Annotated in this window: 17 protein-coding genes; 9 read left to right on the forward strand and 8 right to left on the reverse strand. The window is 53.4% G+C overall.

Annotated features, from left to right (window positions below; genetic code table 11):
* Window positions 1–14 precede the first annotated feature (14 nt).
* Genes prpC through prpF form a run of 3 tightly spaced genes read left to right on the forward strand, consistent with a single transcriptional unit; the run spans window position 15 to window position 5016 of the window.
* The gene (gene prpC, locus FCS97_RS08880) at window positions 15–1175 is read left to right on the forward strand and encodes a bifunctional 2-methylcitrate synthase/citrate synthase (RefSeq protein ID WP_138518085.1); all 1161 of its coding nucleotides are present in this window, start codon (window positions 15–17) and stop codon (window positions 1173–1175) included.
* 14 nt (window positions 1176–1189) lie between these two features.
* Window positions 1190–3808: a Fe/S-dependent 2-methylisocitrate dehydratase AcnD gene (acnD, locus tag FCS97_RS08885; protein ID WP_138518086.1), complete on the forward strand. Its 2619-nt coding sequence runs from the start codon at window positions 1190–1192 to the stop codon at window positions 3806–3808.
* The gene (gene prpF / locus FCS97_RS08890; RefSeq protein ID WP_138518087.1) at window positions 3805–5016 is read left to right on the forward strand and encodes a 2-methylaconitate cis-trans isomerase PrpF; all 1212 of its coding nucleotides are present in this window, start codon (window positions 3805–3807) and stop codon (window positions 5014–5016) included. Before acnD ends, prpF begins: the two co-directional genes overlap by 4 nt.
* On the opposite strand, the gene FCS97_RS08895 is transcribed toward prpF, so the two are convergent.
* Window positions 5013–6518, reverse strand: a complete 1506-nt coding sequence (locus FCS97_RS08895; protein ID WP_171035239.1) for an amidase — start codon at window positions 6516–6518, stop codon at window positions 5013–5015. The genes prpF and FCS97_RS08895 overlap by 4 nt on opposite strands.
* Window positions 6519–6652: 134 nt before the next feature.
* Between FCS97_RS08895 and FCS97_RS08900 the strand changes: the two genes are divergently transcribed.
* Window positions 6653–7075, forward strand: coding sequence for a hypothetical protein (locus tag FCS97_RS08900; RefSeq protein WP_138518089.1), 423 nt, complete (start codon window positions 6653–6655; stop codon window positions 7073–7075).
* 46 nt (window positions 7076–7121) lie between these two features.
* Here the strand turns inward: FCS97_RS08900 and acnB are convergent, their stop codons facing one another.
* Both acnB and FCS97_RS08910 read right to left on the reverse strand, forming a co-directional pair.
* Window positions 7122–9704, reverse strand: coding sequence for a bifunctional aconitate hydratase 2/2-methylisocitrate dehydratase (gene acnB, locus FCS97_RS08905; protein WP_138518090.1), 2583 nt, complete (start codon window positions 9702–9704; stop codon window positions 7122–7124).
* Between the two features lie 183 nt (window positions 9705–9887).
* Window positions 9888–10892, reverse strand: a complete 1005-nt coding sequence (locus tag FCS97_RS08910; RefSeq protein WP_138518091.1) for a helix-turn-helix domain-containing protein — start codon at window positions 10890–10892, stop codon at window positions 9888–9890.
* A gap of 90 nt (window positions 10893–10982) precedes the next feature.
* Between FCS97_RS08910 and FCS97_RS08915 the strand changes: the two genes are divergently transcribed.
* From FCS97_RS08915 to acnA, 4 genes are all read left to right on the forward strand, one after another.
* The gene (locus FCS97_RS08915) at window positions 10983–11954 is read left to right on the forward strand and encodes an alpha/beta fold hydrolase (protein WP_138518092.1); all 972 of its coding nucleotides are present in this window, start codon (window positions 10983–10985) and stop codon (window positions 11952–11954) included.
* A 108-nt stretch (window positions 11955–12062) separates the two neighbouring features.
* Window positions 12063–12992 (forward strand): sterol desaturase family protein, encoded by a 930-nt coding sequence (locus FCS97_RS08920; protein WP_138518093.1) that lies wholly within the window; start codon window positions 12063–12065, stop codon window positions 12990–12992.
* 46 nt (window positions 12993–13038) lie between these two features.
* Entirely contained in the window at window positions 13039–14280 is a 1242-nt protein-coding gene (locus FCS97_RS08925; protein ID WP_171035240.1) for a DUF2863 family protein, read from the forward strand.
* Window positions 14281–14305: 25 nt separating this feature from the next.
* Window positions 14306–17029, forward strand: coding sequence for an aconitate hydratase AcnA (gene acnA / locus FCS97_RS08930; protein WP_138518095.1), 2724 nt, complete (start codon window positions 14306–14308; stop codon window positions 17027–17029).
* 13 nt (window positions 17030–17042) lie between these two features.
* On the opposite strand, the gene FCS97_RS08935 is transcribed toward acnA, so the two are convergent.
* Window positions 17043–18665 (reverse strand): ABC transporter permease, encoded by a 1623-nt coding sequence (locus tag FCS97_RS08935; protein ID WP_138518096.1) that lies wholly within the window; start codon window positions 18663–18665, stop codon window positions 17043–17045.
* A 116-nt stretch (window positions 18666–18781) separates the two neighbouring features.
* On the opposite strand from FCS97_RS08935, the gene FCS97_RS08940 reads away from it, so the two are divergent.
* The gene (locus tag FCS97_RS08940) at window positions 18782–19834 is read left to right on the forward strand and encodes an ABC transporter ATP-binding protein (RefSeq protein WP_138518097.1); all 1053 of its coding nucleotides are present in this window, start codon (window positions 18782–18784) and stop codon (window positions 19832–19834) included.
* Between the two features lie 3 nt (window positions 19835–19837).
* Here FCS97_RS08940 and FCS97_RS08945 read toward each other — a convergent pair whose 3' ends face one another.
* The 4 genes from FCS97_RS08945 to FCS97_RS08960 all read right to left on the reverse strand — a co-directional run bounded on the left by FCS97_RS08945 (window position 19838) and on the right by FCS97_RS08960 (window position 25373).
* Entirely contained in the window at window positions 19838–20671 is an 834-nt protein-coding gene (locus FCS97_RS08945) for a hypothetical protein (RefSeq protein ID WP_138518098.1), read from the reverse strand.
* A 94-nt stretch (window positions 20672–20765) separates the two neighbouring features.
* A complete protein-coding gene (locus FCS97_RS08950; RefSeq protein WP_138518099.1) occupies window positions 20766–22199 on the reverse strand; it encodes a hypothetical protein in 1434 nt (477 codons plus the stop codon).
* 133 nt (window positions 22200–22332) lie between these two features.
* Complete coding sequence (locus tag FCS97_RS08955; protein WP_138518100.1) at window positions 22333–24027, reverse strand: TolC family protein; 1695 nt, start codon at window positions 24025–24027, stop codon at window positions 22333–22335.
* Window positions 24028–24035: 8 nt separating this feature from the next.
* Window positions 24036–25373 (reverse strand): HlyD family type I secretion periplasmic adaptor subunit, encoded by a 1338-nt coding sequence (locus FCS97_RS08960; RefSeq protein ID WP_171035241.1) that lies wholly within the window; start codon window positions 25371–25373, stop codon window positions 24036–24038.
* Window positions 25374–25382: the final 9 nt, after the last annotated feature.

Genomic DNA, 25382 nt, shown 5'->3' on the forward strand with positions numbered 1-25382 from the left:
GACAGGAGACAGCAATGTCTGAGCAACAAACAACAACCCCCGGCTTCAAGCCCAAAAAATCTGTAGCCCTTTCAGGTACCGCCGCTGGCAACACTGCCCTGTGTACAGTGGGCCGTACCGGCAACGATTTGGCTTACCGTGGTTACGATATTCTGGATTTGGCAACCACCACCGAATTTGAAGAAATTGCTTACTTGCTGGTGCATGGCAAACTGCCAACCGTGGCCGAGCTGGCTGGCTACAAACTGAAACTGAAAGCCTTGCGTGGTATTCCTGCAGGCGTGAAGCAGGCTTTGGAAGCCCTACCCCCTTCAGCACACCCCATGGACGTGATGCGCACGGGTGTTTCCGTGCTGGGCTGCCTGCAACCCGAGAAAGACGACCACAACCACCCCGGCGCGCGTGACATTGCCGACAAGCTGATGGCATCACTGGGTTCCATGCTGCTGTACTGGTACCACTACAGCCACAACGGCAAGCGCATTGAAGTAGAAACCGACGATGATTCTATCGGCGGCCACTTCCTGCACCTGCTGCATGGTGAAAAGCCACGCGACAGCTGGGTTAGCGCCATGCACACCTCGCTGATTTTGTACGCAGAGCACGAATTCAACGCCTCTACGTTCACCAGCCGCGTGGTGGCAGGTACAGGATCGGACATGTATTCCGCGATTTGTGGCGGCATCGGCGCACTGCGTGGCCCCAAACACGGTGGCGCCAACGAGGTGGCCTTCGAAATTCAGAAGCGTTACGACAACCCTGATGAAGCCGAGGCTGACATTCGCGCCCGTGTTGAACGCAAAGAAGTGGTGATCGGTTTTGGACACCCTGTTTACACGGTCAGCGACCCCCGCAACGTGGTGATCAAGAAAGTGGCCGAGGATTTGTCCAAAGAACAGAACAATATGAAGATGTACAACATCGCTGAGCGCCTAGAAAGCGTGATGTGGGAAATCAAGAAGATGTTCCCGAACCTGGATTGGTTCAGCGCTGTGAGCTACCACATGATGGGTGTGCCCACTGCCATGTTCACACCCCTGTTCGTGATTGCCCGCACTTCCGGCTGGAGCGCTCACGTGATTGAGCAGCGCATTGACGGCAAGATTATTCGCCCAAGCGCCAACTACACCGGCCCTGAAGACCAGAAATTTGTACCCATCAAGGACCGCAAGTAACAAGGGCAATGAGCATGAACACACAATTCCGTAAAAACCTGCCCGGCACGGCACTTGATTTTTTCGACGCCCAAGAGGCTGTGGATGCGATCGAGCCCGGCGCCTGGGACAAGCTGCCCTACACCAGCAAGGTGTTGGCCGAGCAACTGGTTCGCCGTTGCGAACCCAGCGCACTGACCGACAGCCTGAAACAGCTGGTATACCGTAAGCGCGACCTGGACTTTCCCTGGTACCCCGCGCGCGTGGTGTGCCATGACATTCTGGGCCAGACCGCTTTGGTGGATTTGGCTGGCCTTCGCAATGCGATTGCAGACCAGGGTGGTGACCCTTCCTTGGTGAACCCAGTGGTTCCCACGCAATTGATCGTGGACCATTCACTGGCGGTGGAATGTGGTGGCTTTGACCCCGATGCATTCCAGAAAAACCGTGACATTGAAGAGCGCCGCAACGAAGACCGTTTCCACTTCATTAACTGGACAAAAACTGCATTCAAGAACGTGGACGTGATTCCAGCAGGCAACGGCATCATGCACCAGATCAACTTGGAGAAAATGTCGCCGGTGGTGCAAGTGCGCGAAGGCGTTGCTTTCCCCGACACCTGTGTGGGCACGGACAGCCACACACCCCACGTGGACGCACTGGGCGTGATTTCCATTGGTGTGGGTGGTCTTGAAGCTGAAACCGTGATGCTGGGCCGTGCGTCGATGATGCGCCTGCCCGACATAGTGGGTGTGGAACTGACCGGCAAGCGCCAGCCCGGCATTACCGCCACCGACATTGTGCTGGAACTGACTGCATTCTTGCGCAAAGAACGTGTTGTGGGTGCCTACATCGAGTTTTTCGGTGAAGGTGCAAACAGCCTGAGTATTGGCGACCGTGCGACCATCTCCAACATGACACCGGAATATGGCGCAACCGCTGCGATGTTCTACATCGACGAGCAAACCATTGACTACCTGAAACTGACTGGTCGTGAAGACGAGCAGGTGAAACTGGTGGAGCAATACGCCAAGCACACCGGCCTGTGGGCCAGCAAGATGGTGGGTGCGGAATATGAACGTGTGCTGACATTTGACTTGAGCAAGGTGGTGCGCAGCATGGCGGGCCCATCGAACCCGCATGCGCGCGTGGCCACCAGTGATTTGGCGGCCAGAGGCATTGCGGTGAATCTGGACAAGGCCCGCGAAGAGGAAGCAAAAGGCCTGATGCCTGATGGCGCGGTGATTATCGCCGCCATCACCAGCTGCACCAACACCAGCAACCCACGTAACGTGGTGGCAGCCGCTTTGTTGGCTCGCAAAGCCAATGAAATGGGCCTTGTGCGCAAGCCCTGGGTTAAATCTTCATTCGCACCTGGCTCGAAAGTAGCCGAGTTGTATTTGAAAGAATCTGGGCTTCTAAGCGATCTTGAAAAGTTAGGCTTCGGCATTGTGGCGTTTGCCTGCACCACCTGCAACGGCATGAGCGGCGCGCTTGATCCTGTTATCCAACAGGAAATCATCGACCGCGACCTGTACGCCACAGCAGTGCTTTCAGGCAACCGCAACTTCGATGGCCGCATTCACCCGTATGCGAAGCAGGCATTTTTGGCTTCGCCCCCTTTGGTGGTGGCTTACGCCATTGCAGGCACCATTCGCTTTGACATTGAGCAAGATGTACTGGGTGTGGTCGATGGCAAGGAAATTCGCCTCAAAGACCTGTGGCCTTCAGACGAAGAAATCGATGCGATTGTGAAGGAATTCGTGAAGCCCTCGCAGTTCCGCGAAATCTACATTCCCATGTTTGACCTGGGTGCGATTGAAGAAGCGAAAAGCCCCTTGTATGACTGGAGGCCTCAGAGCACCTACATTCGCCGCCCACCCTACTGGGACACCGAAGGCCAAGGCGCTTTGGCTGCGCGACCACGCACGCTTAAAAACATGCGCCCACTGGCCGTGCTGGGTGACAACATCACGACTGACCACCTCAGCCCATCGAACGCCATTTTGATGAAGAGCGCTGCTGGTGAATACCTGCACAAAATGGGTTTGCCTGAAGAGGACTTCAACAGCTACGCCACACACCGTGGCGATCACCTGACCGCGCAACGTGCCACATTTGCCAACCCCACGCTGCTTAACGAAATGGTACGTGATGAAAACGGCAATGTGAAAAAAGGCTCACTGGCCCGCATTGAACCTGAAGGCAAGGTGACGCGCATGTGGGAAGCGATTGAAACCTATATGGACCGTGGTCAACCGCTGATTATCATTGCAGGCGCTGACTATGGTCAGGGTTCTTCACGCGACTGGGCGGCCAAAGGCGTTCGCTTGGCCGGCGTAGAAGCAATTATTGCCGAAGGGTTCGAGCGCATTCACCGCACCAACCTGATTGGTATGGGCACCCTGCCCCTGGAATTCAAGGCTGGCGATACTCGCCACACCTACAACATTGACGGCACGGAAGTGTTTGAAGTGTTGGGTGAGCGCAGCCCGCGTGCAACCCTGACTGTGGTAATGACCCGCAAGAATGGTGAGCGCGTTGAATTCCCCGTGACCTGCCGTTTGGACACAGCCGAGGAAGTGTCCATTTACGAAGCTGGCGGTGTGTTGCAACGTTTCGCGCAAGACTTTCTGGAAGGTAAGGCAGCATGACGAACAAGCCAAGCCAACAACTGAAAGTACCCGCCACCTACATGCGTGGCGGCACCAGCAAGGGTGTTTTTTTCAGGCTGCAGGATTTACCCGCCGCCTGCCAACAGCCCGGTGAAGCACGCGACAAGCTGTTGTTGCGCGTCATTGGCAGCCCAGACCCTTATGGCAAACAAATCGACGGCATGGGCGGTGCCACATCCAGCACCAGTAAAACCGTCATTTTGAGCAAAAGCAGCAAGGCTGACCATGACGTGGACTACCTGTTTGGTCAGGTTTCCATCGACAAGGCGTTTGTGGACTGGAGCGGCAACTGCGGCAACCTGTCCTCGGCAGTGGGTTCATTCGCGGTGGCCAGCGGTTTGGTGGACCCGACACGCGTGCCACAAAACGGCACTTGTGTGGTGCGCATTTGGCAAGCCAACATTGGCAAAACCATCATCGCGCACGTGCCCATCACCGATGGTCTGGTTCAGGAAACTGGCGACTTTGAACTCGATGGCGTCACCTTCCCGGCCGCTGAAGTTCAGCTAGAATTTCTAGACCCGGCTGATGAGGGCGAGGATGCCAATGCTACCAATAGAGGCGGCAGCATGTTCCCCACCGGCAACCTGATCGACGATCTGGACGTACCCGGTGTGGGCACGCTGAAGGCCACGCTAATCAATGCAGGCATCCCGACCATTTTTGTGAATGCGGAAAGCATTGGTTACACAGGTTGCGAATTGCAAGACGACATCAACAGCGACCCGAAAGCCTTGGCCATGTTCGAAACCATTCGTGCCCATGGTGCGGTAAAAATGGGATTGATCAAACACGTGGACGAGGCCGCCAAACGGCAACATACGCCCAAGGTGGCTTTCGTGGCCCCGCCTAAAACCTACACCAGTTCAAGCGGCAAAGTGGTTGAGGCCGCGGGCATCGACCTGTTGGTGCGCGCCATGAGCATGGGCAAACTGCACCATGCCATGATGGGCACAGCTGCGGTGGCCATTGGTACGGCAGCTGCTGTACCGGGTACCCTGGTAAACATCGCGGCAGGTGGCACTGAACGGGAAGCCGTTCGCTTTGGCCACCCCAGTGGTACTTTGCGTGTGGGTGCCCAAGCTGTGCAGGAAAACGGTCAGTGGGCCGTGAAAAAAGCCATCATGAGCCGCAGCGCACGCGTGCTCATGGAAGGCTTTGTTCGTGTACCCAGCGACACCTTTTAAGCACTGACTCCCGAGTACAAGGGCGGACGCTTGTCCGCCCACGGCTTGGCCTGCTCCAACTGAGCAGCCAGGTTCAGCAACACATGTTCCTCACCAAATCGACCCGTGAACATCATGCCCACCGGAATATTTTGTGAATTCCAGTGCAATGGCACGCTCATGGATGGTTGACCAGTTACGTTGGCCGGCATGGTTTGCGAGCAATACTGATACACCCGTCGCCCAGCCTTCAGCACGAAATCTTTTTGCTTGGCGATGAAACCAATCGGCAAATAACTGAGCGCTTTCAACTCAACCATTTCCTGAGCGGTCGGGCGCAGCCCGCCCACCGAGATTGGCAATTCGCCCAGTGTGCTGGTCAGCAAGGCGTCGTAAGGCTCAAAAAAGGTCATCCACTGCCTTGAAAACTGGGCCATGGTCCACACTGCATTGGCCACATCGCCACCGTTAAAACTTCGACCCAATTTCATTAGTGCCCAGGTACGTGCCTCGAAATCAGCAGCTTTGCCTTTACGCCCCAATATGCGCTCACCTTCCTTCAAAGTGGCTGCCATTTCAGAACACACCAACACGGTGTAGGCGTAAATGAATTCTTCTTTGTTAATCGGCAGGCGCACCTCTTCACATTTGTGGCCAAGGCTTTCAAGCAGCTTGACGGTGTCCAGCACACCCTGCTGGCAATCACTGTGCAGGGTTTCGCCCAGTGCTGGGTCAAGGGAATAGGCAATTTTCAGCTTCTTGGGCTTTGCTTCAATGGCCGCCGCGTAAGTTTTTGCGGGTGGCGCAATTCGCAACAATTGGCCAGGGTAATTGCCGTGAAGGCAATCAAGCATGTGTGCTGAATCCCGTACCGTGCGCGACACCACGTGCTCGGCAATGAAGCCAAACCAGCCATCGGCTTGATCAGGGCCAGAGGGTACCCTGCCACGCGTAGGCTTCAAACCAAACAAACCGGTACACGATGCAGGCACGCGGATTGACCCCCCGCCGTCACTTGCACTGGCCATTGGCACGATTCCCGCCGCCACTGCGGCAGATGAGCCACCGCTGGAACCGCCAGGGCTACGAAGTGGGTCCCAGGGGTTGCGACACGCACCCGTCAGTTCAGGCTCGGTTGACGGCGTGATCCCAAATTCCGGGGTGGCAGTTTTTCCAAAAATATTCAGGCCAGCCTGCTTGAAGCGCTTTACGTACTCTGAATCTTCAGAAGGCACAAAGCCTTTGTAGAAACGACTGCCGCAGCTCATTTCAACACCTGCATAGCTGGCAATCAGGTCTTTCAACAAAAATGGAACACCCGCAAAAGGTCCTTCCACGGTTTCTTTGGCACGTGCGCGTGCGATGTCGTACATGGGTCGAATCACCGCGTTGATGCGTGGGTTGACTTTCTCGGTGCGCGCAATGCTCTCCTCAAGCAATTCACCAGCACTTACCTCGCCTTTTTTAACCAACTCGGCCAGGCCAAGGGCGTCGAACTGATCATATTCTTTAAAACCTGCCATTTTTATTGTGTCTCCCAAAAACCTGAACATCTATGAATGTAAGTGAATATCTTACCCCACTCAGGTAATACCCACCCAAACCGCAAACAGGAACAATAAGGCATCTCGAATTTTAATCATCGCGAACACTCATCATGAATCCGCCCACGCTCGCGTGTGTTGTATTTAGCGACTATCCAATCAAGACAATGGCTTACCAGCGCTTTTTGAGCGGACTGGGAGAGGAAAGGGTTCACTTGTTGCGCAACCTCAATTCCGACATCAGCGAGATTTCAAACGCGAAACTTGTAATTTGCGACATGAATATCATGGAGGAGTTTGAGGAGCGAGCACTCGCCACACTCGAACAAAATTTTCCAAAAGCCAATATTCTGTTTCTTGAAGAAGACCACAGCGACATGCGCGTGAAATTCTCAAACCACAGGGACATTTGCCGGCTTGGAAAACTTGCGGAAATCAATGTGATTCATTCAACCCTGAAAGAATTACTTTTGCAGGTCAGCCGGAAATCAAAAAAATCACAGCGATTCCGAAAAGAACGAGTGGAGCAAACGTAAAAAAGCCACCCGAAGGTGGCTTTTTTATGCACTACAACAAGCAGCATTACGCAGCCAATTGCGCCTTGTTCGCAATTTCCACGAACTCGGGAATCTGATCGAAGTTCATGTAACGGTAAACTTCACCAGACACATTGCCCAGCATTTTCACCTGCTCCATGTACTCTTCCACAGTGGGGATCTTGCCCATCAGCGCGCAAACGGCCGAAAGTTCAGCCGAGGCCAGATAAACCCGAGTATCAATACCCAAGCGGTTCGGGAAGTTACGTGTCGAAGTAGACACGCCTGTTGAACCCTTGCGGATTTGAGCCTGGTTACCCATGCACAGTGAACAGCCCGGCAATTCCATGCGCGCACCCGTGCGGCCCAAAATACCGTAGTAGCCTTCTTCGGTCAGGATGTGCTGGTCCATCTTCGTGGGTGGTGCAATCCACAAACGGGTTGGAATGTCGCTCTTGCCTTCAAGCACCTTGCCAGCTGCACGGAAATGGCCAATGTTGGTCATGCAAGAACCGATAAACACTTCATCAATCTTGTCGCCAGCCACTTCACTCAGAAACTTTGCATCATCAGGATCATTCGGGCAGCAAAGAATTGGTTCTTTGATGTCAGCCAAATCAATTTCGATCACTGCAGCGTATTCAGCATCTGGATCTGCTTTCAACAATTCAGGATTGGCAATCCACTCTTCCATCGCCTTGATACGGCGAGTCAGTGTGCGAGCATCTTGGTAGCCCTGAGCAATCATCCACTTCATCAAAGTGATGTTCGATGTCATGTATTCGATGATGGGCTCTTTGTCCAAGTGAATGGTACAACCAGCGGCTGAACGCTCAGCAGAAGCATCCGACAACTCAAACGCCTGTTCCACCTTCAACTGGGGCAGACCTTCGATTTCCAGAATGCGGCCTGAGAAAATATTCTTCTTGCCTTTCTTTTCAACAGTCAGCAAACCAGCTTTGATGGCATACAAAGGAATGGCATGAACCAAGTCGCGCAAAGTCACGCCAGGCTGCATTTCACCTTTAAAGCGCACCAACACAGACTCGGGCATGTCCAAAGGCATCACACCTGTGGCTGCGGCAAACGCAACCAAGCCTGACCCAGCGGGGAAAGAAATACCAATCGGGAAACGGGTGTGTGAATCGCCACCAGTGCCAACCGTGTCGGGCATCAACAAGCGGTTGAGCCAGCTGTGGATAATACCGTCACCTGGGCGCAGGGCCACGCCACCGCGGTTTTCGATGAAGTCGGGCAGTTCGTGGTGCATTTTCACATCCACGGGCTTGGGGTAAGCCGCAGTGTGGCAGAACGACTGCATCACCAAGTCGGCAGAGAAGCCCAAGCAAGCCAGGTCTTTCAATTCGTCGCGAGTCATTGGACCCGTGGTGTCCTGAGAACCCACGGTGGTCATCTTGGGTTCGCAGTAAGTACCGGGGCGAACACCTTCCACGCCACAAGCCTTGCCAACCATTTTCTGGGCCAAGCTGTAACCTTTGCTGGAAGCAGCCTGTGAAGAGGGACGACGGAACACGGGGCTTGGGCCGTCACCCAATGCAGCGCGCGCGCGGTCTGTCAGGCCACGACCGATAATCAGGGGAATACGGCCACCAGCGCGTACCTCATCAAACAGCACATCGGTTTTCATGCTGAATTCAGCAATCACTGCACCGTTTTTCAGGGCCTTGCCTTCGAATGGGCGCAATTCAATTTCGTCACCCATCTCCATCTGGCTTACGTCAAGCTCGATTGGCAACGCGCCGGCGTCTTCCATGGTGTTGAAGAAAATTGGGGCAATTTTGTTACCCAGACAGTAGCCGCCAAAACGCTTGTTCGGGATGAAAGGAATGTCATCGCCAGTGAACCACAATACGCTGTTGGTGGCTGACTTGCGTGAAGAACCAGTACCCACCACGTCGCCCACGTAGGCGATTGGGTTGCCCTTGGCGATCAAGGCTTGCAGCTGCTTGATCGGGCCAACCTTGCCTGGTTCATCGGCTTCAATGCCGGGGCGTGGGTTTTTCAGCATGGCCAAGGCGTGCAGTGGAATGTCGGGGCGGCTCCACGCATCGGGCGCAGGCGACAAATCGTCGGTGTTGGTTTCGCCAGTGACTTTGAACACGGTCAGCTTGATGCTCTGTGGCACTTCCGGGCGGCTGGTGAACCACTCGGCGTCGGCCCAGCTTTGAATCACTTTCTTGGCATTTGCACTGCCCTTGTCGGCCAGATCCTTCACATCGTGGAAGTAATCGAACATCAACAGTGTTTTTGACAAGGCTTCAGCAGCAATCTCGCCCACTTCGGCGTCATTCAGGGCATCAATCAATGGCTTGATGTTAAAACCGCCCAGCATGGTGCCCAGCAAGAAAGTGGCCTTCTTGCGGTCGATCAGCTTGCAGGAGTCAGAGCCAGCCACGATAGCGGCCAAGAATGCAGACTTCACTTTGGCTGCATCGTCCACACCAGCGGGAACACGGTTGGTAATCAGGTCGAGCAGAAATTCTTCTTCGCCTGCGGGTGGGTTCTTCAGCAGCTGAACCAGATCAGCGGTTTGCTGAGCAGACAAAGGCAATGGAGGAATGCCCAACGTTGCGCGTTCGGCAACGTGTTGGCGATAGGACTCAAGCATGAGATCTCCCTAGATTGGGTGGGGGTCAATAGAAACTGTGTAATTTTGAGGCAGTTCGCACGCGCACACAAGTGTTGCGATGCAAAAGTGGCGGGGTTTCGAAGCCTCTCAAGTCTTATATATGATATAGGACTTTCCCTTATATTTGAAGGGGCTTGGACCGATTCGCCCTGCTTTTAGAGCCTATTGTCGCTTTGCACGCTGATATTTCGCAGGGCTTAAGCCAGTTACACGCTTAAAGGCATGGGTAAAGGCACTTTGATCGTTATACGCTAAAAAGTTGGCAATGTCGGCCAGGCTTAATTCGCCCGCCTCAAGGCAGTTTTTGGCCATTTCAACCCGCACCCGCTCAAGTTCATCCCGAAAACTGCTGCCCTGCTCCTGCAAGCGCCTTTGTAACGTGCGCGTGCTCATGAACAAGCGGCGTGCAACCTCGTCCAGTGAAGGCGAGCCAGCGCTGACCGATTCCTGTATGGTCTTTTGCAGACCTGCAATGGATTCATCACCTGCCTTCACCTGTTTCAACAACAATTGCGCCTGCTGGTCCAGCATGCTTCGCATAACATGGTCCGGCGATTTCAATGACGTTTCAAGCAAACTGGCGGGCCACACCACCTCGGTGTAATTGCCTGCAAAGCCAACTTCACATTGGAAAAACGCATTGAAATCAGCTGGATTGACGGGCTCCGGATTAATAAACCGCACACGGCGTGGGTACACCGGTGTAGCAATCAAATGCTGGGTGAATGCAACCAGCACCCCAATGGCCACCGAGTCCACCCAATGGCCCGGGCGTCCGCGTTCAGCCCCCCAACGCAAAATAATTTCATCGCCCTGAAAAGCAACATTCAGCGCATTTACGCTGTACACCAAATTTTCAAACTGCTGCAAACGGGCAAACGCTTCGCCCAAATTGGTGCAGCAACTGGCCACATAGCCCAACAGCCCCATGTTGGCCGGGCGTACATGGGCTGCTATTTTAAGTGGCATTGCAGGGTCTTGAACTTGTTCATGGGTCCATTGCAACATGGCTTGCCATTGCGGCACCTCGATTCGATTCAACTCGCCAGCCACGGGCCTTGCAAAAGGTATGCGAGCAGCCACTTCGGGGTGAGCGCTGGCCAGCCAATCAAAAAGCAGGTTCACGTAGCTGGCAGAAATATGTCCGAGATTAGAGTGCTGATCCATTATTTGACAATAAGTATTGTCAGAAGAGTTTTACCTGTTCTATGCTAGCGCGTATTCAACACAACAACCTCAATAATCAAACACCACGCCATGAAAAAACACGCCACTGCAATCAAGCGACTCACAACCCTTTTCGCAAGCACCGCACTTCTTGGATTGAGTGCCTGTAGCGTCCAGGCGCCTGAAGGTGAAATTCAGGGTGCGGCTGGCCTGGCCATTGCCGCAGAACGTGCCATTTCTGGGCTGGAACGCAAAGTACTTCAAATCGACGGCTTTGTGGTGCCTTACTTGCAAGGCGGCCAGGGCGAGCCCCTGGTTTTGATTCACGGTTTTGGCGGCTCGAAAGACAACTTCAATCGCGTGGCCTACTACCTGACGAATCACTACACCGTGTATTCCATTGATGTACCCGGTTTTGGCGCGTCCACCCGCGACATGAATGCCGACTACGTGATCAACACCCAAATTGACCGCGTGCATGAAATCATCGAAAAGCTGGGCCTTGAACAAGCACACATTGGCGGCAACTCCATGGGCGGCTGGATCACCGGTGCCTATGCGGCCAAATATCCCGAAAACGTGGCTTCGGTGTGGTTTTTGGCACCAGCGGGGTTACTGGAATCCAGAAAATCTGAAGTGATTCAGAAGTTCGAGACAACGGGTGAAATTGTTTTAACAGCAAGTAATCGCGAAGAGTTTGAAAAAATTGTGGACGTCGTGATGTACGAGCGCCCTGCTTTCGCACCGGGCTTTGTGGTGGATGCCATGGCCGCCCGCGCTGCAGCAGACCAGCCATTGCATCAACGCATTTACAAAGATTTCAAATCAGTACCCTCTGACTTGGCGACGGTCTTGTCTTCATCCGATTACAAAGGCCCCGGCCTGATTGTGTGGGGCAAGGAAGACCGTGTTTTGCATGTGGATGGTGCAGCTGAACTAAAAACGGCAATGCCCGGCTTCGATGTGATTTTGATGGACAAGGTTGGCCATGTGCCGATGATGGAACAGCCTGAGCAAGTGGCAGCAGATTATGTGAAATGGCGGGAGGCGATTGCGCAATAAACAACCTGGCGCAATTTCACAAAAAAAAAGGCTTGATCTCACAATATTCCTTGCCAAAACCCGCGCACAATTCAAAGCATTAAAAAACCAAAACGCGGAGACACACGCATGGAACAGTTGATCAACCAGGCAATGCCCACTTTCAACTTGCTATTCGGACCCAACCCGGATTGGAAGCAGGTGTTTTTAACACTGCTGACACCACTTTTTTTGGGCGCCACCTTGGTGGAATACCTGTATCTGAAAAAAGTGGGTAAGTCCTTTTTCTTCAAGAAAAATGAAGTGATCACCAACATGCTGTTAGGTGGCAGCTACCAAGCCATGGAACTGGTTTGGTTCGCACTGTTTGTGTCCGCTTTCATGGAATGGATTTACACCTTTCGAATTGCCACCATTGAAGTCACTCCACTCAGCTTTGCTGCCCTGCTCTTCGGAATCGAGTTTTGTTATTACTGGTTCCACCGCGGCAGCCATCGTGTGCGCTGGTTCTGGTGCGCCCACGTGGTGCATCACAGTGGTGAAAACATGACCACCACCACAGCCATGCGTCAAAGCCTGTTCTATGCAGTGAACCTGCATCAAATTTTCTGGGCACCCATGCTGATTATTGGTTTCCCGGTATGGGCCGTGCTGCTGGCTTACGGCGTCAACCTGGGCTATCAATATTTTGTTCACACCCAGGCAGTGAACAAGTTTCCAAAATGGTTTGAATACATTTTCAACACACCCAGCCACCACCGCGTTCACCATGGCCGTAACGATGAATACATCGACAAAAACTACGGCGGCGTGTTGATCATCTGGGATCGCATTTTTGGTACTTTCGAACCCGAGGTTGCATCAGTGGACTACGGCATTGTTCGTCAACCCAAAACAAACAACATCTGGACCTTGAACACGCATGAATGGCGCGACATGTTTTCAGATGCACTCAAGCCCGGCCCACTGTGGCAACGTATCAAACACATTTGGGCGCCGCCCGAGTGGGTACGCCCAGGCCTGAGCGATCAGTCCAACCTGCGCGACAAAACAATTTAAGCAATCTTCTCGTACTACAATGGGTGGAACCTTAGAAGGACCACCCATGCGCAGAAAGCCACTTAACACAGCCTCCCGATCCAAACTGTCCAAGTACGCCAAGCCTTTGGCAAACCTGGCCATTCTGCTTGCCGACGCTGGCAGCCGGCTTGAACGCCGTTTCTGGAAAAAGAAGTTGTTTGCTGCGCTGGCCCCCATGCTTGAGGGCCGCAGCGACACCACGCTGATGCAAACCCTTGATCACCTGTACAGCACGAACTACCGCGCTTACGACGAGCTGGCCTTCGCCATTGAGAACACCGTGGAAAGTCCTGAACTGGGTCAGGAAGAGGATATTTTGTTGTTGGCTGCGCCAGTGCTGGCTTGGTCTACCTACAACATTCCATCAGGCAAAATTGAAGAGGCCACTGTGGCTGAATTCACCGCCCTGCTTCAAAAAAATGTGCTGTCTGATCATGCCCACCTGGTGCTCACCAACATGCTGTTCAGCCCAGACCAGCTGCCTGAAAGCTACACCGCAGCAGCGGAACTGGCGCGCCAATTGGGACAAGCTGCAATCGACCGTGTCAAGGTTCGCATCGACACTGAAAACCTGCCGGCCACACAAAGCTTTCTAAGTGATGTGCGTTATCTGATCGGCGCCATTTCAGTACCTGCCGGTCAACCTGCGTTCAAGTGGCAGGTCGAGGCACACAGCAATGGCACCCTTCTGAGCAAAGAAGAAGTGCTGACGAACTGGCGCTTGACTGGTGGCCAGGCCTTACAAAAAATCATGCCCGGTTGCCTGCTTGAACTGATGCTGCCCAACGGCCTGTACAACGCCTGCCGCGAAGCTGAAAAAGAAGCGCGTGCCTATTCCGTGCGCGCATCAGCTGCCTTTCTTGAAAGTGCGCTGGATGTTCCCACCCAGAAAATTCATGCCAGCGTGGGCGCATTTGTCGACCGCGGCGAAATTGAAGAATACCGAATCGGTTTTTCCGTGGAAGGCAATAGCGACATTGTGCACGGTGTGGTGTGGCCATTGATTGGTGAAGAATATGGCAACGAACCAGACCCGGTTTACGAAAAAGACATTGAAAGCGAACCCGACAACCCGGTGATTCGCTCCAAGATTGAAGCCTTGCTCAAAGAAGTCGGCATTCGCCAAATCAAGGTGCTGGAAGAACGCTTCCCGCTGGAGTACTGTGAAGATTGCGGATCGCCTTTGTACCCCAATCCGGAAGGCGAGTTGCTGCATGCAGAACTGCCTGAAGACTCGGAGTTGCCCAACAGCATGCACCTGCACTAATTTTTTTAAAAAGGGAGAAACAGGTATGTCAACCCTGAAGCATTCAACACTCAGCACCTTCACCTCTAAAACAGGCCAGAAAGGCCAGTTTTATAGCCTGCCCAAACTGGCTGAACAGGGCTATCCCAACCTGCACCGCTTGCCAGTATCGATTCGCATTGTGCTTGAGTCGGTGCTACGCAACTGCGATGGAAAGAAGGTGTCGGAAGAACACATTCAGCAGTTGGCCAACTGGCAACCGCAAGCCAAACGCACCGATGAAATTCCGTTCATCGTGGCCCGCGTGGTACTGCAAGACTTTACTGGCGTGCCTTTGCTCGCAGATCTTGCAGCCATGCGCAATGTGGCCAGCGACATGGGCCAGAACCCGAAAAAAATTGAGCCATTGGTACCCGTGGATTTGGTGGTCGACCACTCTGTGATGATTGATCATTTTGGCACTGCTGATTCATTGCGCCAAAACATGGAAATTGAATTCGAGCGCAACAGCGAACGCTACCAGTTCATGAAATGGGGCATGCAGGCTTTTGATACCTTCAAGGTAGTGCCACCGGGCATTGGCATTGTTCACCAGGTAAACCTGGAATACCTGTTCCGAGGTGTTCGCAGTGCAGTGAAAGCGGGCGATGAAAACGAGAACACCGTGTACTATCCCGACACACTGGTGGGCACAGACAGCCACACCACCATGATCAACGGTGTGGGCGTTGTGGGCTGGGGCGTGGGCGGCATTGAAGCGGAGGCCGGCATGCTTGGCCAACCGGTTTACTTTTTGACACCCGATGTGGTGGGTGTTGAATTGACCAATTCGCTGCGCGAAGGCATTACTGCCACTGATTTGGTATTGGCCATTACCGAGCTGCTGCGCAAGAAAAAAGTCGTGGGCAAATTTGTTGAATTCTACGGCCCCGGTGCGGCCAGTTTGTCGGTCACCGACCGCGCAACACTGGCCAATATGGCACCTGAATATGGCGCCACCATGGGCTTTTTTCCGCCAGATTCAAAAACCGTCGAATTCATGCGCAAAACAGGCCGCACCGCGGCTGAAGCTGATCGATTCGAGGCTTACTTTGAGGCGCAAGGCCTGCTGGGAATGCCTGCACCCGGCGCGATCGATTATTCAGAAGTGGTCACGCTCGACCTCGACACTGTGGAGCCTTCACTGGCCGGGCCCAAGCGCCCCCAAGACCGTGTGTTGCTCAAAAACATGAAACAGCAGTTCAACACGCTGTTTTCTGAACCCATGACCGCAAATGGGTTCGGTAAAGACGCCAACACTTTGAACACCCGCTACCCCACCGGACTGAACAAGCTGGAGATTGGACACGGCGATGTACTGCTTGCCGCCATTACCAGTTGCACCAACACCTCCAACCCGGGCGTGATGCTGGCTGCTGGCTTGCTGGCGAAAAAGGCAGTTGAGAAGGGTTTGAAAGTTCAACCACACATTAAAACATCGCTGGGCCCAGGTTCACGCGTGGTGAGCGATTACCTCGAGAAAACAGGTTTGCAACCTTACCTCGACAAACTGGGTTTCAACGTGGCTGCATACGGCTGCACAACCTGTATTGGCAATGCAGGCGACTTGCTGCCAGAAATCAACGACACCATTTTGAAGAACGATGTGATCGGCTGTGCCGTGCTATCAGGCAACCGCAACTTCGAAGCGCGTATTCACCCCAATTTGAAGGCCAACTTTCTGGCCTCGCCACCGCTGGTTGTTGCCTACGCACTCAGCGGCAAAGCCAATATGGACATGACAACCGAGCCAATTGGCACCGGAAGCGACGGCCAGGCTGTTTACCTGCGAGACATTTGGCCCAGCAATGCAGAGGTCAATGAATTGCTGCCCACTGCACTGGATGCGCCCACATTCGTGCGCCTGTACAGCAACTTCACAGAAGGCCACGACTTGTGGAACAACGTGCCCGCCCCTGAAGGGCAGGTGTACCCATGGCCGCAATCCACCTACATTGCCAAGCCGCCTTTCTTTGACGAGTTTGCAATGCAACCCACCACAGTGGAAACGATTCGCGGCGCAAAACCTTTGCTGATTCTGGGTGACTCAGTCACCACCGACCACATCTCACCGGCGGGTTCGTTTAAGCCCACAACGCCTGCAGGGCAATATTTGCAGCAACACGGTGTGGCGCAAAAAGACTTCAACAGCTATGGTTCGCGACGCGGTAATCACGACGTCATGATTCGCGGCACCTTCGCCAATGTGCGTGTTAAAAACCTGATGATTCCGCCCGATGCAAACGGCAACCGGATCGAAGGTGGCTTCACCATCAAAGACGGCAAACAAACCACGGTGTATGACGCTGCCATGGAATACATTGCGCAAGGCACACCCACCATTGTGCTGGCTGGCGAGGAATACGGCACCGGGTCATCTCGCGACTGGGCCGCCAAAGGCACTCAGTTGTTGGGCGTGAAAGTGGTTGTGGCACGCAGTTATGAACGCATTCACCGCAGCAACCTGGTGGGCATGGGTGTATTGCCACTGCAATTTTTGGGCACCGATTCCATTCAAAGCCTGAAGCTGGACGGCAGCGAAACCTACGATGTCATTGGCTTGGCTGAAGACACCGCCCCGCAAGCCGAGTTGGAGCTGCGAATTACCCGCGCCAACGGTGAGGTTCAGGATGTGAAAGTGCTAAGCCGGATTGATACGCCAATCGAGGTGGAATATTACAAGCACCGCGGCATTTTGCCGTTTGTGTTGCGAGAGTTGCTGGGGGCCTAAGCCCAGGGCGGGCTTAGCCCTTGCTGCTTCTCGCCTGCTTCGCACCCTGACGGATCAACAGCAGAATTGGTATCAGCGCGATGAGCACAATCATCAGCGCTGGTACCGCCGCCTCAGTCAATCGTTCATCAGAGGCAAACTGATACGACCGCACCGCCAGTGTGTCGAAATCAAAGGGGCGCAACACCAGTGTTGCAGGTAGTTCTTTGATCACATCCACGATGACCAGCAACATACCGGTGGCCACAGAACCCTTCAGCACCGGCAAATGCACATGCCACAACACCTGCCGTGGCGTACGCCCCAGAATACGGGCGGATTCGTCAATGTGCCGGGTAATTTGCTGCAAGCCAGAGTCCACTGACTGCAATGCTGCGGAAGTAAAGCGAACGTTGTAGGCGTACACCAAAGCCAGCACACTGCCTGTCAAGGCTGGAACCTGCCAGCCCATGTCATAAGTGAAACGATCAACTGTGGCCAGCGGCAACAGTATTGCGATTGCCAAAATTGCCCCGGGTACGCCATATCCCAGGGAAATCAAACGGTAAATGGCGGTAACCCACCACACATGCGCCTGACGCTTCACATAGGCCAAAAACACCGCAAGAACCACTGCCACGGTGGCTGCCATGCCACCCAACAATGCAGAATGGTAGGCCCATTTCAGACTGCTGGCCCAATCAATCGAGGTGTCAACATCCACCACCAAGGCCAGAAGTATCAATACTGGCAACACAAAACCCAACACAAATGGCATCACTGACAGAAGCACAACCCACCCGGCCTGCATGCCCTTTAAACGTTTGCGTTCAACCACACTGCCCTTGCCCGACTGCGTGTAAAACTGTGCCCTGCCACGCGCCTTGGATTCAAAAACAATCAAGGCGAGCATCACAGCCAGTAACATCACCGCCAACAATGCGGCACTTTCCCGATCACCCAAATTCAGCCAAGTGTTGAATATGGCAGTGGTGAATGTGCGCACACCAAAGTAAGACAGGGCACCGTACTCTGCCAGGGTTTCCATGAGGACCAAGGTAAGCCCAACCACCCAGGCTGGGCGGGCCACAGGCAAACCCACCTTGAGAAAAGCGCTGGTGGCGCTGTGCCCCAGGGAACGGGCGGCATCGAGCATGGAAGGACTGCGCCCCAAAAATGCTGTGCGCGCCATGATGTACACATAGGGATAAAGCACAAAGCTGAGCACCAGAATTGCACCTGTTGTAGACCGGATCTCGGGGATTCGGAAATCACTACCCAACACACCACGCAAATTGGACGCCAACCAACCCGAGTACTGCAAGGCGTCTGTGTAAGCATATGCAATCACATACGACGGCATGGCCATGGGCAACAACAACAACCACTCCAGCCACTTGCGACCGGGAAACTCATGTGCAGAAACCCACCACGCGGGCAACACGCCCATGGTGCTGGTCAGCACCACCACGCCAAAACACAGGTAAACCGTTTGCCAAATGAGGTCGGGAAGAATGGTACTGGCCAAATGGGTCAGCACTTGTGGCGCTTGCAACAGGCTAAAACCCGCCAAGCCGAACAGGTAGACGAACGGCAGCAACAGCAGCAAAGCCAGCAGTGCAACAGAAATGCGACTTCTTAACCCCAGAGTAAACAAACAAACCGCCCAGACATGGCAAAATAGAAGTGAGAACGATTTTACTTTAAGTTCATGCAGCACACCTGCCGCAAAGGTGAACTGCGTAGTAAACAGACCACGGTGCACCCGAAAAAATGAAACAAGCCACTGCCTTGAGCATCAATGAACTGAGCATTCTGTACCCCGGCAGCAGTATACCTGCCGTTCGAAATGTCAGTTTTGAACTCGCACAGGGCGAAATCGCTTGTTTGTTGGGCCCGTCTGGATGTGGCAAAACCACCCTTCTGCGCGCAATCGCAGGCTTTCTGATGCCCACGCAAGGCCACATTTTGCTCAAAGGTGAAAAAGCAAGCGAACCTGGCAAAGTACGCAGCCCCGAGAACAGAAATGTGGGTGTGGTGTTTCAAGACTACGCACTGTTCCCCCACCTCACTGTTCGAAAAAACATTGAGTTTGGCTTGCACAAACGCAGTGAACAGGAAAAACGCAATCGCAGTGGCGAGTTACTTGCGCTGATTGGCCTGGAAGCCCTGGCTGACAGGTTCCCCCACGAACTGTCGGGTGGTCAGCAACAGCGTGTGGCACTGGCGCGCGCGCTGGCCCCAAAACCCACGCTCATTTTGCTCGACGAGCCGTTTTCAAACCTCGACGTTGAACTCAAAGAACGACTCACTTTCGAAGTTCGCGAAATTCTAAAGGCCGAAAACATGAGTGCCATTCTGGTCACCCACGACCAACATGAGGCATTCAGCATGGCCGATCGAATCGGGGTGATGCACGCCGGAGAATTGCAGCAGTGGGGCTCGTCTTACAGTCTTTATCATCAGCCCAACTCGCGCATGGTGGCCGATTTTATTGGCCAAGGCGTATTTTTACCCGGCAAGAAAACCGAACAAGGTCTGCAAATCGAGTTGGCCCACCTCCGGCTGACTGAAGACCAACTGCCAGAAAACGACGAGTTTGATGTGCTGATCCGTCCTGATGACATTATTCACGATGACGCCAGCCCGATGCTGGCCAAAGTGGTACGCAAGTCTTTTCGTGGCGCAGACTTTTTGTACACCCTTGAGCTGGAAAGCGGTGTGCATGTGCTGGCACTGGTACCAAGCCACCACAACCACGCAATAGGCGAACCAATCGGAATCAAGCTAGAGCTTGATCACGTCATCACATTCGACAGAATTTGATTATCAGCCCAGGTCGGATGAACCAGTACCACCTGAGGACAAGCCAGCGTCTGTGTCTGAATTGCTCGCAGTAGAACTGATGGACGAGGCACCACCGGCAGACGCAAAAAGCTCGGAAGCCTCTTGAATACTACTGGGGCTGGAAAAATCGAGCGTGAGCGGGAATGCCTCTGGCGAAGTAAACAAGCCTTCCAGAGTAGCCGCATAGGCCAGTGAATGTGCACCCCCAGCCAATTCTGGCTGCGCGAACAGACCAGAGTCAATTTGCATGGACGTCAACAATGAGTCTGCATCAAAGGAAGCCACTTCTTGAATGGCGTTACTTACGTCACCCGACAAATCACCAAACATATCCTGGCTTAGGGTGTTCAAGTCCAGCACTTGGGCTTGAATGTCGGCAATAAGCTGAGTCAATTCCGAATGGCTCAGTTCGCCATCCAAAGCGTGCTTTACACGCGGCATGACATCCAGCAAATCAGAGTTCAGGGCTTCAAATGACACTTGTTCATTCATGGTATTCAGAATTCCTGCAGTGTCTGCATTGGCTAGCAAGGCTGGCTCAACACTGGCCAAACTTGAGGCACTTTCGAATACGCTGACGTCGCTCACGCAAGCTTGGGAAATGCATCGCAACTCACCAAAGCCAAGAGAAGGCGCATTCGAAAATTCTTTGGGATCAAGGCCGTCAGAGGAAGAAAAGGCAATTTTCGATGAACCAGATGAAGGCTCAAAACTGTCAAAAAACTCGATTGTCGCTCTGCTGACAGGGTCGCGCAATTCACCAGCTGCGTAGCTGGAATCGGCCTGCACTGACAATTGAATGACGGAATTTGACATAAAACCAATTTTTTTCGTGACGTACTACCAGTTTATACGATAGGCCACTCAAATTGGATTCAAAACACCCCCCTATCAAAAAAGGGGGTGAGTTTTATTTGTTTTGGTCCAAAGAACCCAACAGACCATCCAAAGCGCCTCCCTCAGAGCCTGCACTGGAAGAAATGCCGCTGCTGAGCGAATCCAGCAAGCCAGCATCGGATTCACTGGGAGAACTACTCAAGCCGGACAACAAGCCACCACCGCCCGCAATCGGATCAAGAATTGGATCCAGAATTGGGTCAACAAGCGGATCAGTGATATCAGTCACAGGATCAAGGATTGGTTCAACGATTGGATCAACCACCGGATCAGTGATATCGGTAATCACATCCACAATTGGGTCAACCACTGGGTCAGTGATGTCGGTAATCACGTCCACAATTGGGTCAACCACTGGGTCAGTGATGTCGGTAATCACGTCCACAATTGGATCAACCACTGGATCAGTAATATCGGTAATCACGTCCACAATTGGATCAACCACTGGGTCAGTGATGTCGGTAATGGTATCGATGATTGGATCAACCACCGGATCAGTAATGTCCGTAATAGTGTCCACGATGCCGGTGACAGGCTCGGTAATCGGGGAAAGATCCAGGTCTGGCAAGGAACCTACCAAAGATACGATCTCATCAAATGTTGAATCCAGATTCAACAAACTGTCCAACTGTGGATTGGCACCTACATTGATTGTGCCCAACAAGTCGGTCAGTACCGTTGATACCTCGCCAGCGTCTTCGAAAATATTCAGTCCCAAATCACCGCTGGGCAAGCCGGTTTGCGCCGCAAACTGGTTCTGGACATCACCACTCAAATTGTCAAACACAGACTCAAAAGTGGTGTTCAGCAGATTAATTTGATCAAGCACAGCATCGATGGCCGTCTGCAAACTCTCTGGACTGGGATTCTGGCCCAAACCGCCGATGAGGCTGTTCAAAGCGTCTTCCGGGTTTATTCCACCACCACCCTCCAGCATCGCCATCAACTGCGCGAACTCAGCAGATACAGGCACCATAGAACCATCCGCGTTGGCCACTGGCTTTAACAAAGGAAAATCAGAAATTTTTGAAAGGTCGGTTGGCTGCGACAAAGCCTTGTTGCCCAAACCGACTAGGCTTGCAGAATCACCCACTGCTGTTTTGCCAAAGGTAACTGGCGCCGCGCTGGCCACTTGGGCTGCCATGCCCATGGCGCTGGATGCACCGCTGATGTCAGCCGCCGCAACAGCACCCAAGAGGCCAGCACCGGAGTATGCGGGCGACAATCCCGAAAAACTGCCGCCTGACTGGTTCGATGAATGCAATTGACTTTTTGCCGCAGCGCCGGGGAAACCGGAATTGGCACTTAAACCTTCGAATTCGGATGTATTCAGAGTGGACTGCAGAAACTGCATATTCAAGGCAGAGGGATCGGCGAGCTGTTGCTCTGCGCGCTCTACAGCCAAGTCTTCGGCCGTGTTCTTGATGTTGTGAATATCGTCACCCATTTTTGTCGTTCCTCTGGGAATCGCCCCGTTCATGCCAGTTTCTCAGGGTTCTTCCCCTCGAAATGGATGAAATAAGGCAGTAAAGTGCCCCTGTTCAATCAGTGTGAGCACTTTACCGACAAAAATCAAGACTTTACCGATAAAACCTGGGGTCCAGTACCGGTGCCGGTTTCAAACTTGGGCGCAGTTCTTTCTCGGCCGCGCTGCCCTGAACCCGGCTTCGTTCCGAGCTTTTTTCAACCTCAAGGCGCTGTGCCGGGGTCAATACGAATCCGGCTGCTTTTTCAACTTCAGTCTGGCTCACGTCCAAACCAAGCTTCTCGGCAATTTTCTGGTCTGCGGGGCTACTGGCAATGTCCGCAGTGTCTTTCAAGCTGCTTTCCAAACGTTCCCGTTCTGGAGTTTGAGAAAAGAACAACTCAAACCAATCCCCTTCCGCGCCCGGCGTGGGCATCATCAGGCCCATGGCATGCATCAGGCGAAAGCTTGCGTCCCTGGCGTCGAACACCGCATTGATGTAAGCAATCAACACGTTGAAATACTCCACCTGCGCATCCAGCATCACGATCACGGTTTCACGGCCAAAGTCGCGAAGCCTTTTGCGGTTTTTAAATACCTGGAGTGAATCTGCGTAAGCGCCACGCAATGTGACTGATCGGGATTGTCCGGCCGACCACTTTCCCCACTGGAAACGAACACTCTCCTCAACCCGCAGACGCGCTGCTGCCAGCTGTGCACGTCGGGTATCAATTGTGGCTGCAGCCTGGTTTACCCTGGCTACCTGTTCGCCGCCTGAAAAGGCGCTGTACTGCAAACGCAGGTTCACAGAGCTGTCGGTTCTGTCGCCGGTAAATGGGTCGGGTTCACCGAAAAATTGCTGAATCCCCACCAGGTTCAAAGACGGGTACAGGCTTGCGTCCTCGGCCGTGTAATTGTGTCGAGCCTTCACGATCTGGCTTTCTGCCACGCGAATTTCCGGATTGGAAAACAGGGCTTTGGTCACCGCCTCATCCACCAACTGAGGCAGCATGTTGCGTTGAATTTCCAGTTCCGGCACGTTGTAACCCTCGGGATAAACTCCGAAGTAGCGGAAGTACGTGGCACGCGCCTCCTCAAACTGCCCTTCAAAATTCACCAGTCTGTCGCGGGTCACCGCCAAACGAGCTTTGGCAAATTGTGCGTCGGTAACACCACTTCCACCGAGCTCAACCCGGCGCTCTTCCAAAGCCAGCAACTGAGCCACTGCAGCTTCGGCTGCACGAGAAGCTTCCACCAACAAGGCATTGCGCGACAAGGTGCTGCTGGCCAGAAAGCTTTCCAGCACCACATCCTGAATGGTTTTTACAAACTGCCCATCGGCAATGGTGCCGTCAGTTTCAGCCGCCTTTACTCTCGCGGTAATTCGACCCGCGGTGTACAGCGGTTGGGTCACAGTAATGTCGGTTGACTGTCGGTTGGTCACCGTTGAACTTGAACTGGCATTTGCGCCCACGGTAATTCTTGGGTAGTAGGCAGCACGGGCACCATCTTCAATAAATTGCGAGGCATTCACATTGATGCGTGAAGTCACAATTTCCGGGTTGGTGCGCAACATGTTCAGGAAGCGAACCTTGGTAAGTTCTTCCTTGCTCATTTTCGCGGCTTCGGCTGGCGCTATGCGTCGGGCACGAAACTCATTGTTGTCGTTGCCCAAAGCAACGGAAGGTACATCGTTTTCGGGTGGCAGGTCCTGCGCACCCACTGGAAATGCAAGAAGGCCCGCAATCAGCACACAAAGTGCTTTGCGAGCCCATACGCCCCCTTGGGTCATGTCCAATTGTGTTGTCATGTGTGGCTTTATGGTTCTCTGAAGGCTTCTTGCTTCAGCTTCAATACAGGTTTTAACAAATAATAAATGAAGGGCTGTGAACCCACGTTAATATCTACTTCGGCAGTCATACCCGGTGAAATACGCAATGGCGCATCAGGCGTGCCAAAAAACGCCTTGTCGGTGCTCACAATCAGCCGGTAATAGGGTCCAGTTTCTTCGGTTCCCGGGTCGGTGTCGGCGGCAATTTGCGTCACCTTGCCGGGCAAGGTGCCATAACGCAAGAAGTCATAAGCGGACACCTTCACTTCCGAGGCCTGGTCCATGCTGACATAGCCGCGGTCGGCGGGAGACAGCCGGGTTTCAACCACCAAAACTTCATCCACAGGCACCACTTCCATAATGGGTTCGCCTTGGCGAACTACGTTGCCCACCGCTTGCAGCTTCAGGTTTTTCACGACACCATCAATCGGCGAACGAATCACAGCACGGTCGCGCTGATCACTGGCTCGGTCAATTTCGTCTTTCAAGCTGGCCAGCTGACGTTCAAGTGTTGTGAGTTCATCAGCGGCCCTGCGGCGGAATTTGCCCTCTTCTTCCACGCGGCGAGCACGACTTTGTCCAACGGAGGCCTGGGCCGAGGCAATGGTTTGGCGCATCGAGGCAATTTCAGCGGTCAAGCTGTCGTAATCGCGCTTCTTGGTGAGGTACTCCAATTGCGACACAAGGCGCTCGCGCACCAGTTCCCGGGTAATTTCCAATTCTCGCAAGGTAGTTACCGAGCGGTTCTCAAGGCCTTCAAGCTTGGCCTGCAACTCGCCTACTTTGCCTTGGTTGCCCAGCATCTGGCTGTCATTCACGCCCAAAATACCGTTCAGTTCTGTCACACGCGCAATGTAGGTGGCTTGTTCCGTGCGGAACAAATCCGGGTAGGTGGCAACAATTTCTGGCGGATATTCAGGTGCTTTGCCCGAGGCTTCACCCAACAAACGCGCACGGCTCATTTCAAGTGCAGCGCGTCGGCTTTTCAATTCTTCGATGTTGATGCCTGATGTGGCCAGGTTCAGTTGAACCAGCATGGCCCCTTCTTTCACCAAATCGCCTTCTTTCACAGCCAAGTCTTGAACAATACCACCTTCCAAGTGCTGAATACTTTTGACTCGGGTTGATGGAATCACCTTGCCCGGTGCGGTTACCACCTGGTCGACGCGAATGAACAAAGAGGCGAACAAGGACAAGGCGATCAAACCCAGTGCGAACCTGCTTTTGGTGTCGAAACCTCCGCCGTTCGGCTTGTACAAGGCCGGAACCTCGTAGGGTTTCAGGTCATTTTTGCCGACTTCGGCCAATGCATTGTTGGACTTCATGATTTCTCG

Origin of the sequence: Limnobacter alexandrii, from assembly GCF_005871185.1 — a bacterium.
Classification (GTDB): domain Bacteria; phylum Pseudomonadota; class Gammaproteobacteria; order Burkholderiales; family Burkholderiaceae_B; genus Limnobacter; species Limnobacter alexandrii.

Excerpts from the sequence above, each read along its gene's own strand:
- prpC (WP_138518085.1), top strand. The coding sequence starts at position 15 with ATGTCTGAGCAACAAACAACAACCCCCGGCTTCAAGCCCAAAAAATCT.
- acnD (WP_138518086.1), top strand. The coding sequence starts at position 1,190 with ATGAACACACAATTCCGTAAAAACCTGCCCGGCACGGCACTTGATTTT.
- prpF (WP_138518087.1), top strand. The coding sequence starts at position 3,805 with ATGACGAACAAGCCAAGCCAACAACTGAAAGTACCCGCCACCTACATG.
- FCS97_RS08895 (WP_171035239.1), bottom strand. The coding sequence starts at position 6,518 with ATGGCAGGTTTTAAAGAATATGATCAGTTCGACGCCCTTGGCCTGGCC.
- FCS97_RS08900 (WP_138518089.1), top strand. The coding sequence starts at position 6,653 with ATGAATCCGCCCACGCTCGCGTGTGTTGTATTTAGCGACTATCCAATC.
- acnB (WP_138518090.1), bottom strand. The coding sequence starts at position 9,704 with ATGCTTGAGTCCTATCGCCAACACGTTGCCGAACGCGCAACGTTGGGC.
- FCS97_RS08910 (WP_138518091.1), bottom strand. The coding sequence starts at position 10,892 with ATGGATCAGCACTCTAATCTCGGACATATTTCTGCCAGCTACGTGAAC.
- FCS97_RS08915 (WP_138518092.1), top strand. The coding sequence starts at position 10,983 with ATGAAAAAACACGCCACTGCAATCAAGCGACTCACAACCCTTTTCGCA.
- FCS97_RS08920 (WP_138518093.1), top strand. The coding sequence starts at position 12,063 with ATGGAACAGTTGATCAACCAGGCAATGCCCACTTTCAACTTGCTATTC.
- FCS97_RS08925 (WP_171035240.1), top strand. The coding sequence starts at position 13,039 with ATGCGCAGAAAGCCACTTAACACAGCCTCCCGATCCAAACTGTCCAAG.
- acnA (WP_138518095.1), top strand. The coding sequence starts at position 14,306 with ATGTCAACCCTGAAGCATTCAACACTCAGCACCTTCACCTCTAAAACA.
- FCS97_RS08940 (WP_138518097.1), top strand. The coding sequence starts at position 18,782 with ATGAAACAAGCCACTGCCTTGAGCATCAATGAACTGAGCATTCTGTAC.
- FCS97_RS08945 (WP_138518098.1), bottom strand. The coding sequence starts at position 20,671 with ATGTCAAATTCCGTCATTCAATTGTCAGTGCAGGCCGATTCCAGCTAC.
- FCS97_RS08950 (WP_138518099.1), bottom strand. The coding sequence starts at position 22,199 with ATGGGTGACGATATTCACAACATCAAGAACACGGCCGAAGACTTGGCT.
- FCS97_RS08955 (WP_138518100.1), bottom strand. The coding sequence starts at position 24,027 with ATGACAACACAATTGGACATGACCCAAGGGGGCGTATGGGCTCGCAAA.
- FCS97_RS08960 (WP_171035241.1), bottom strand. The coding sequence starts at position 25,373 with ATGAAGTCCAACAATGCATTGGCCGAAGTCGGCAAAAATGACCTGAAA.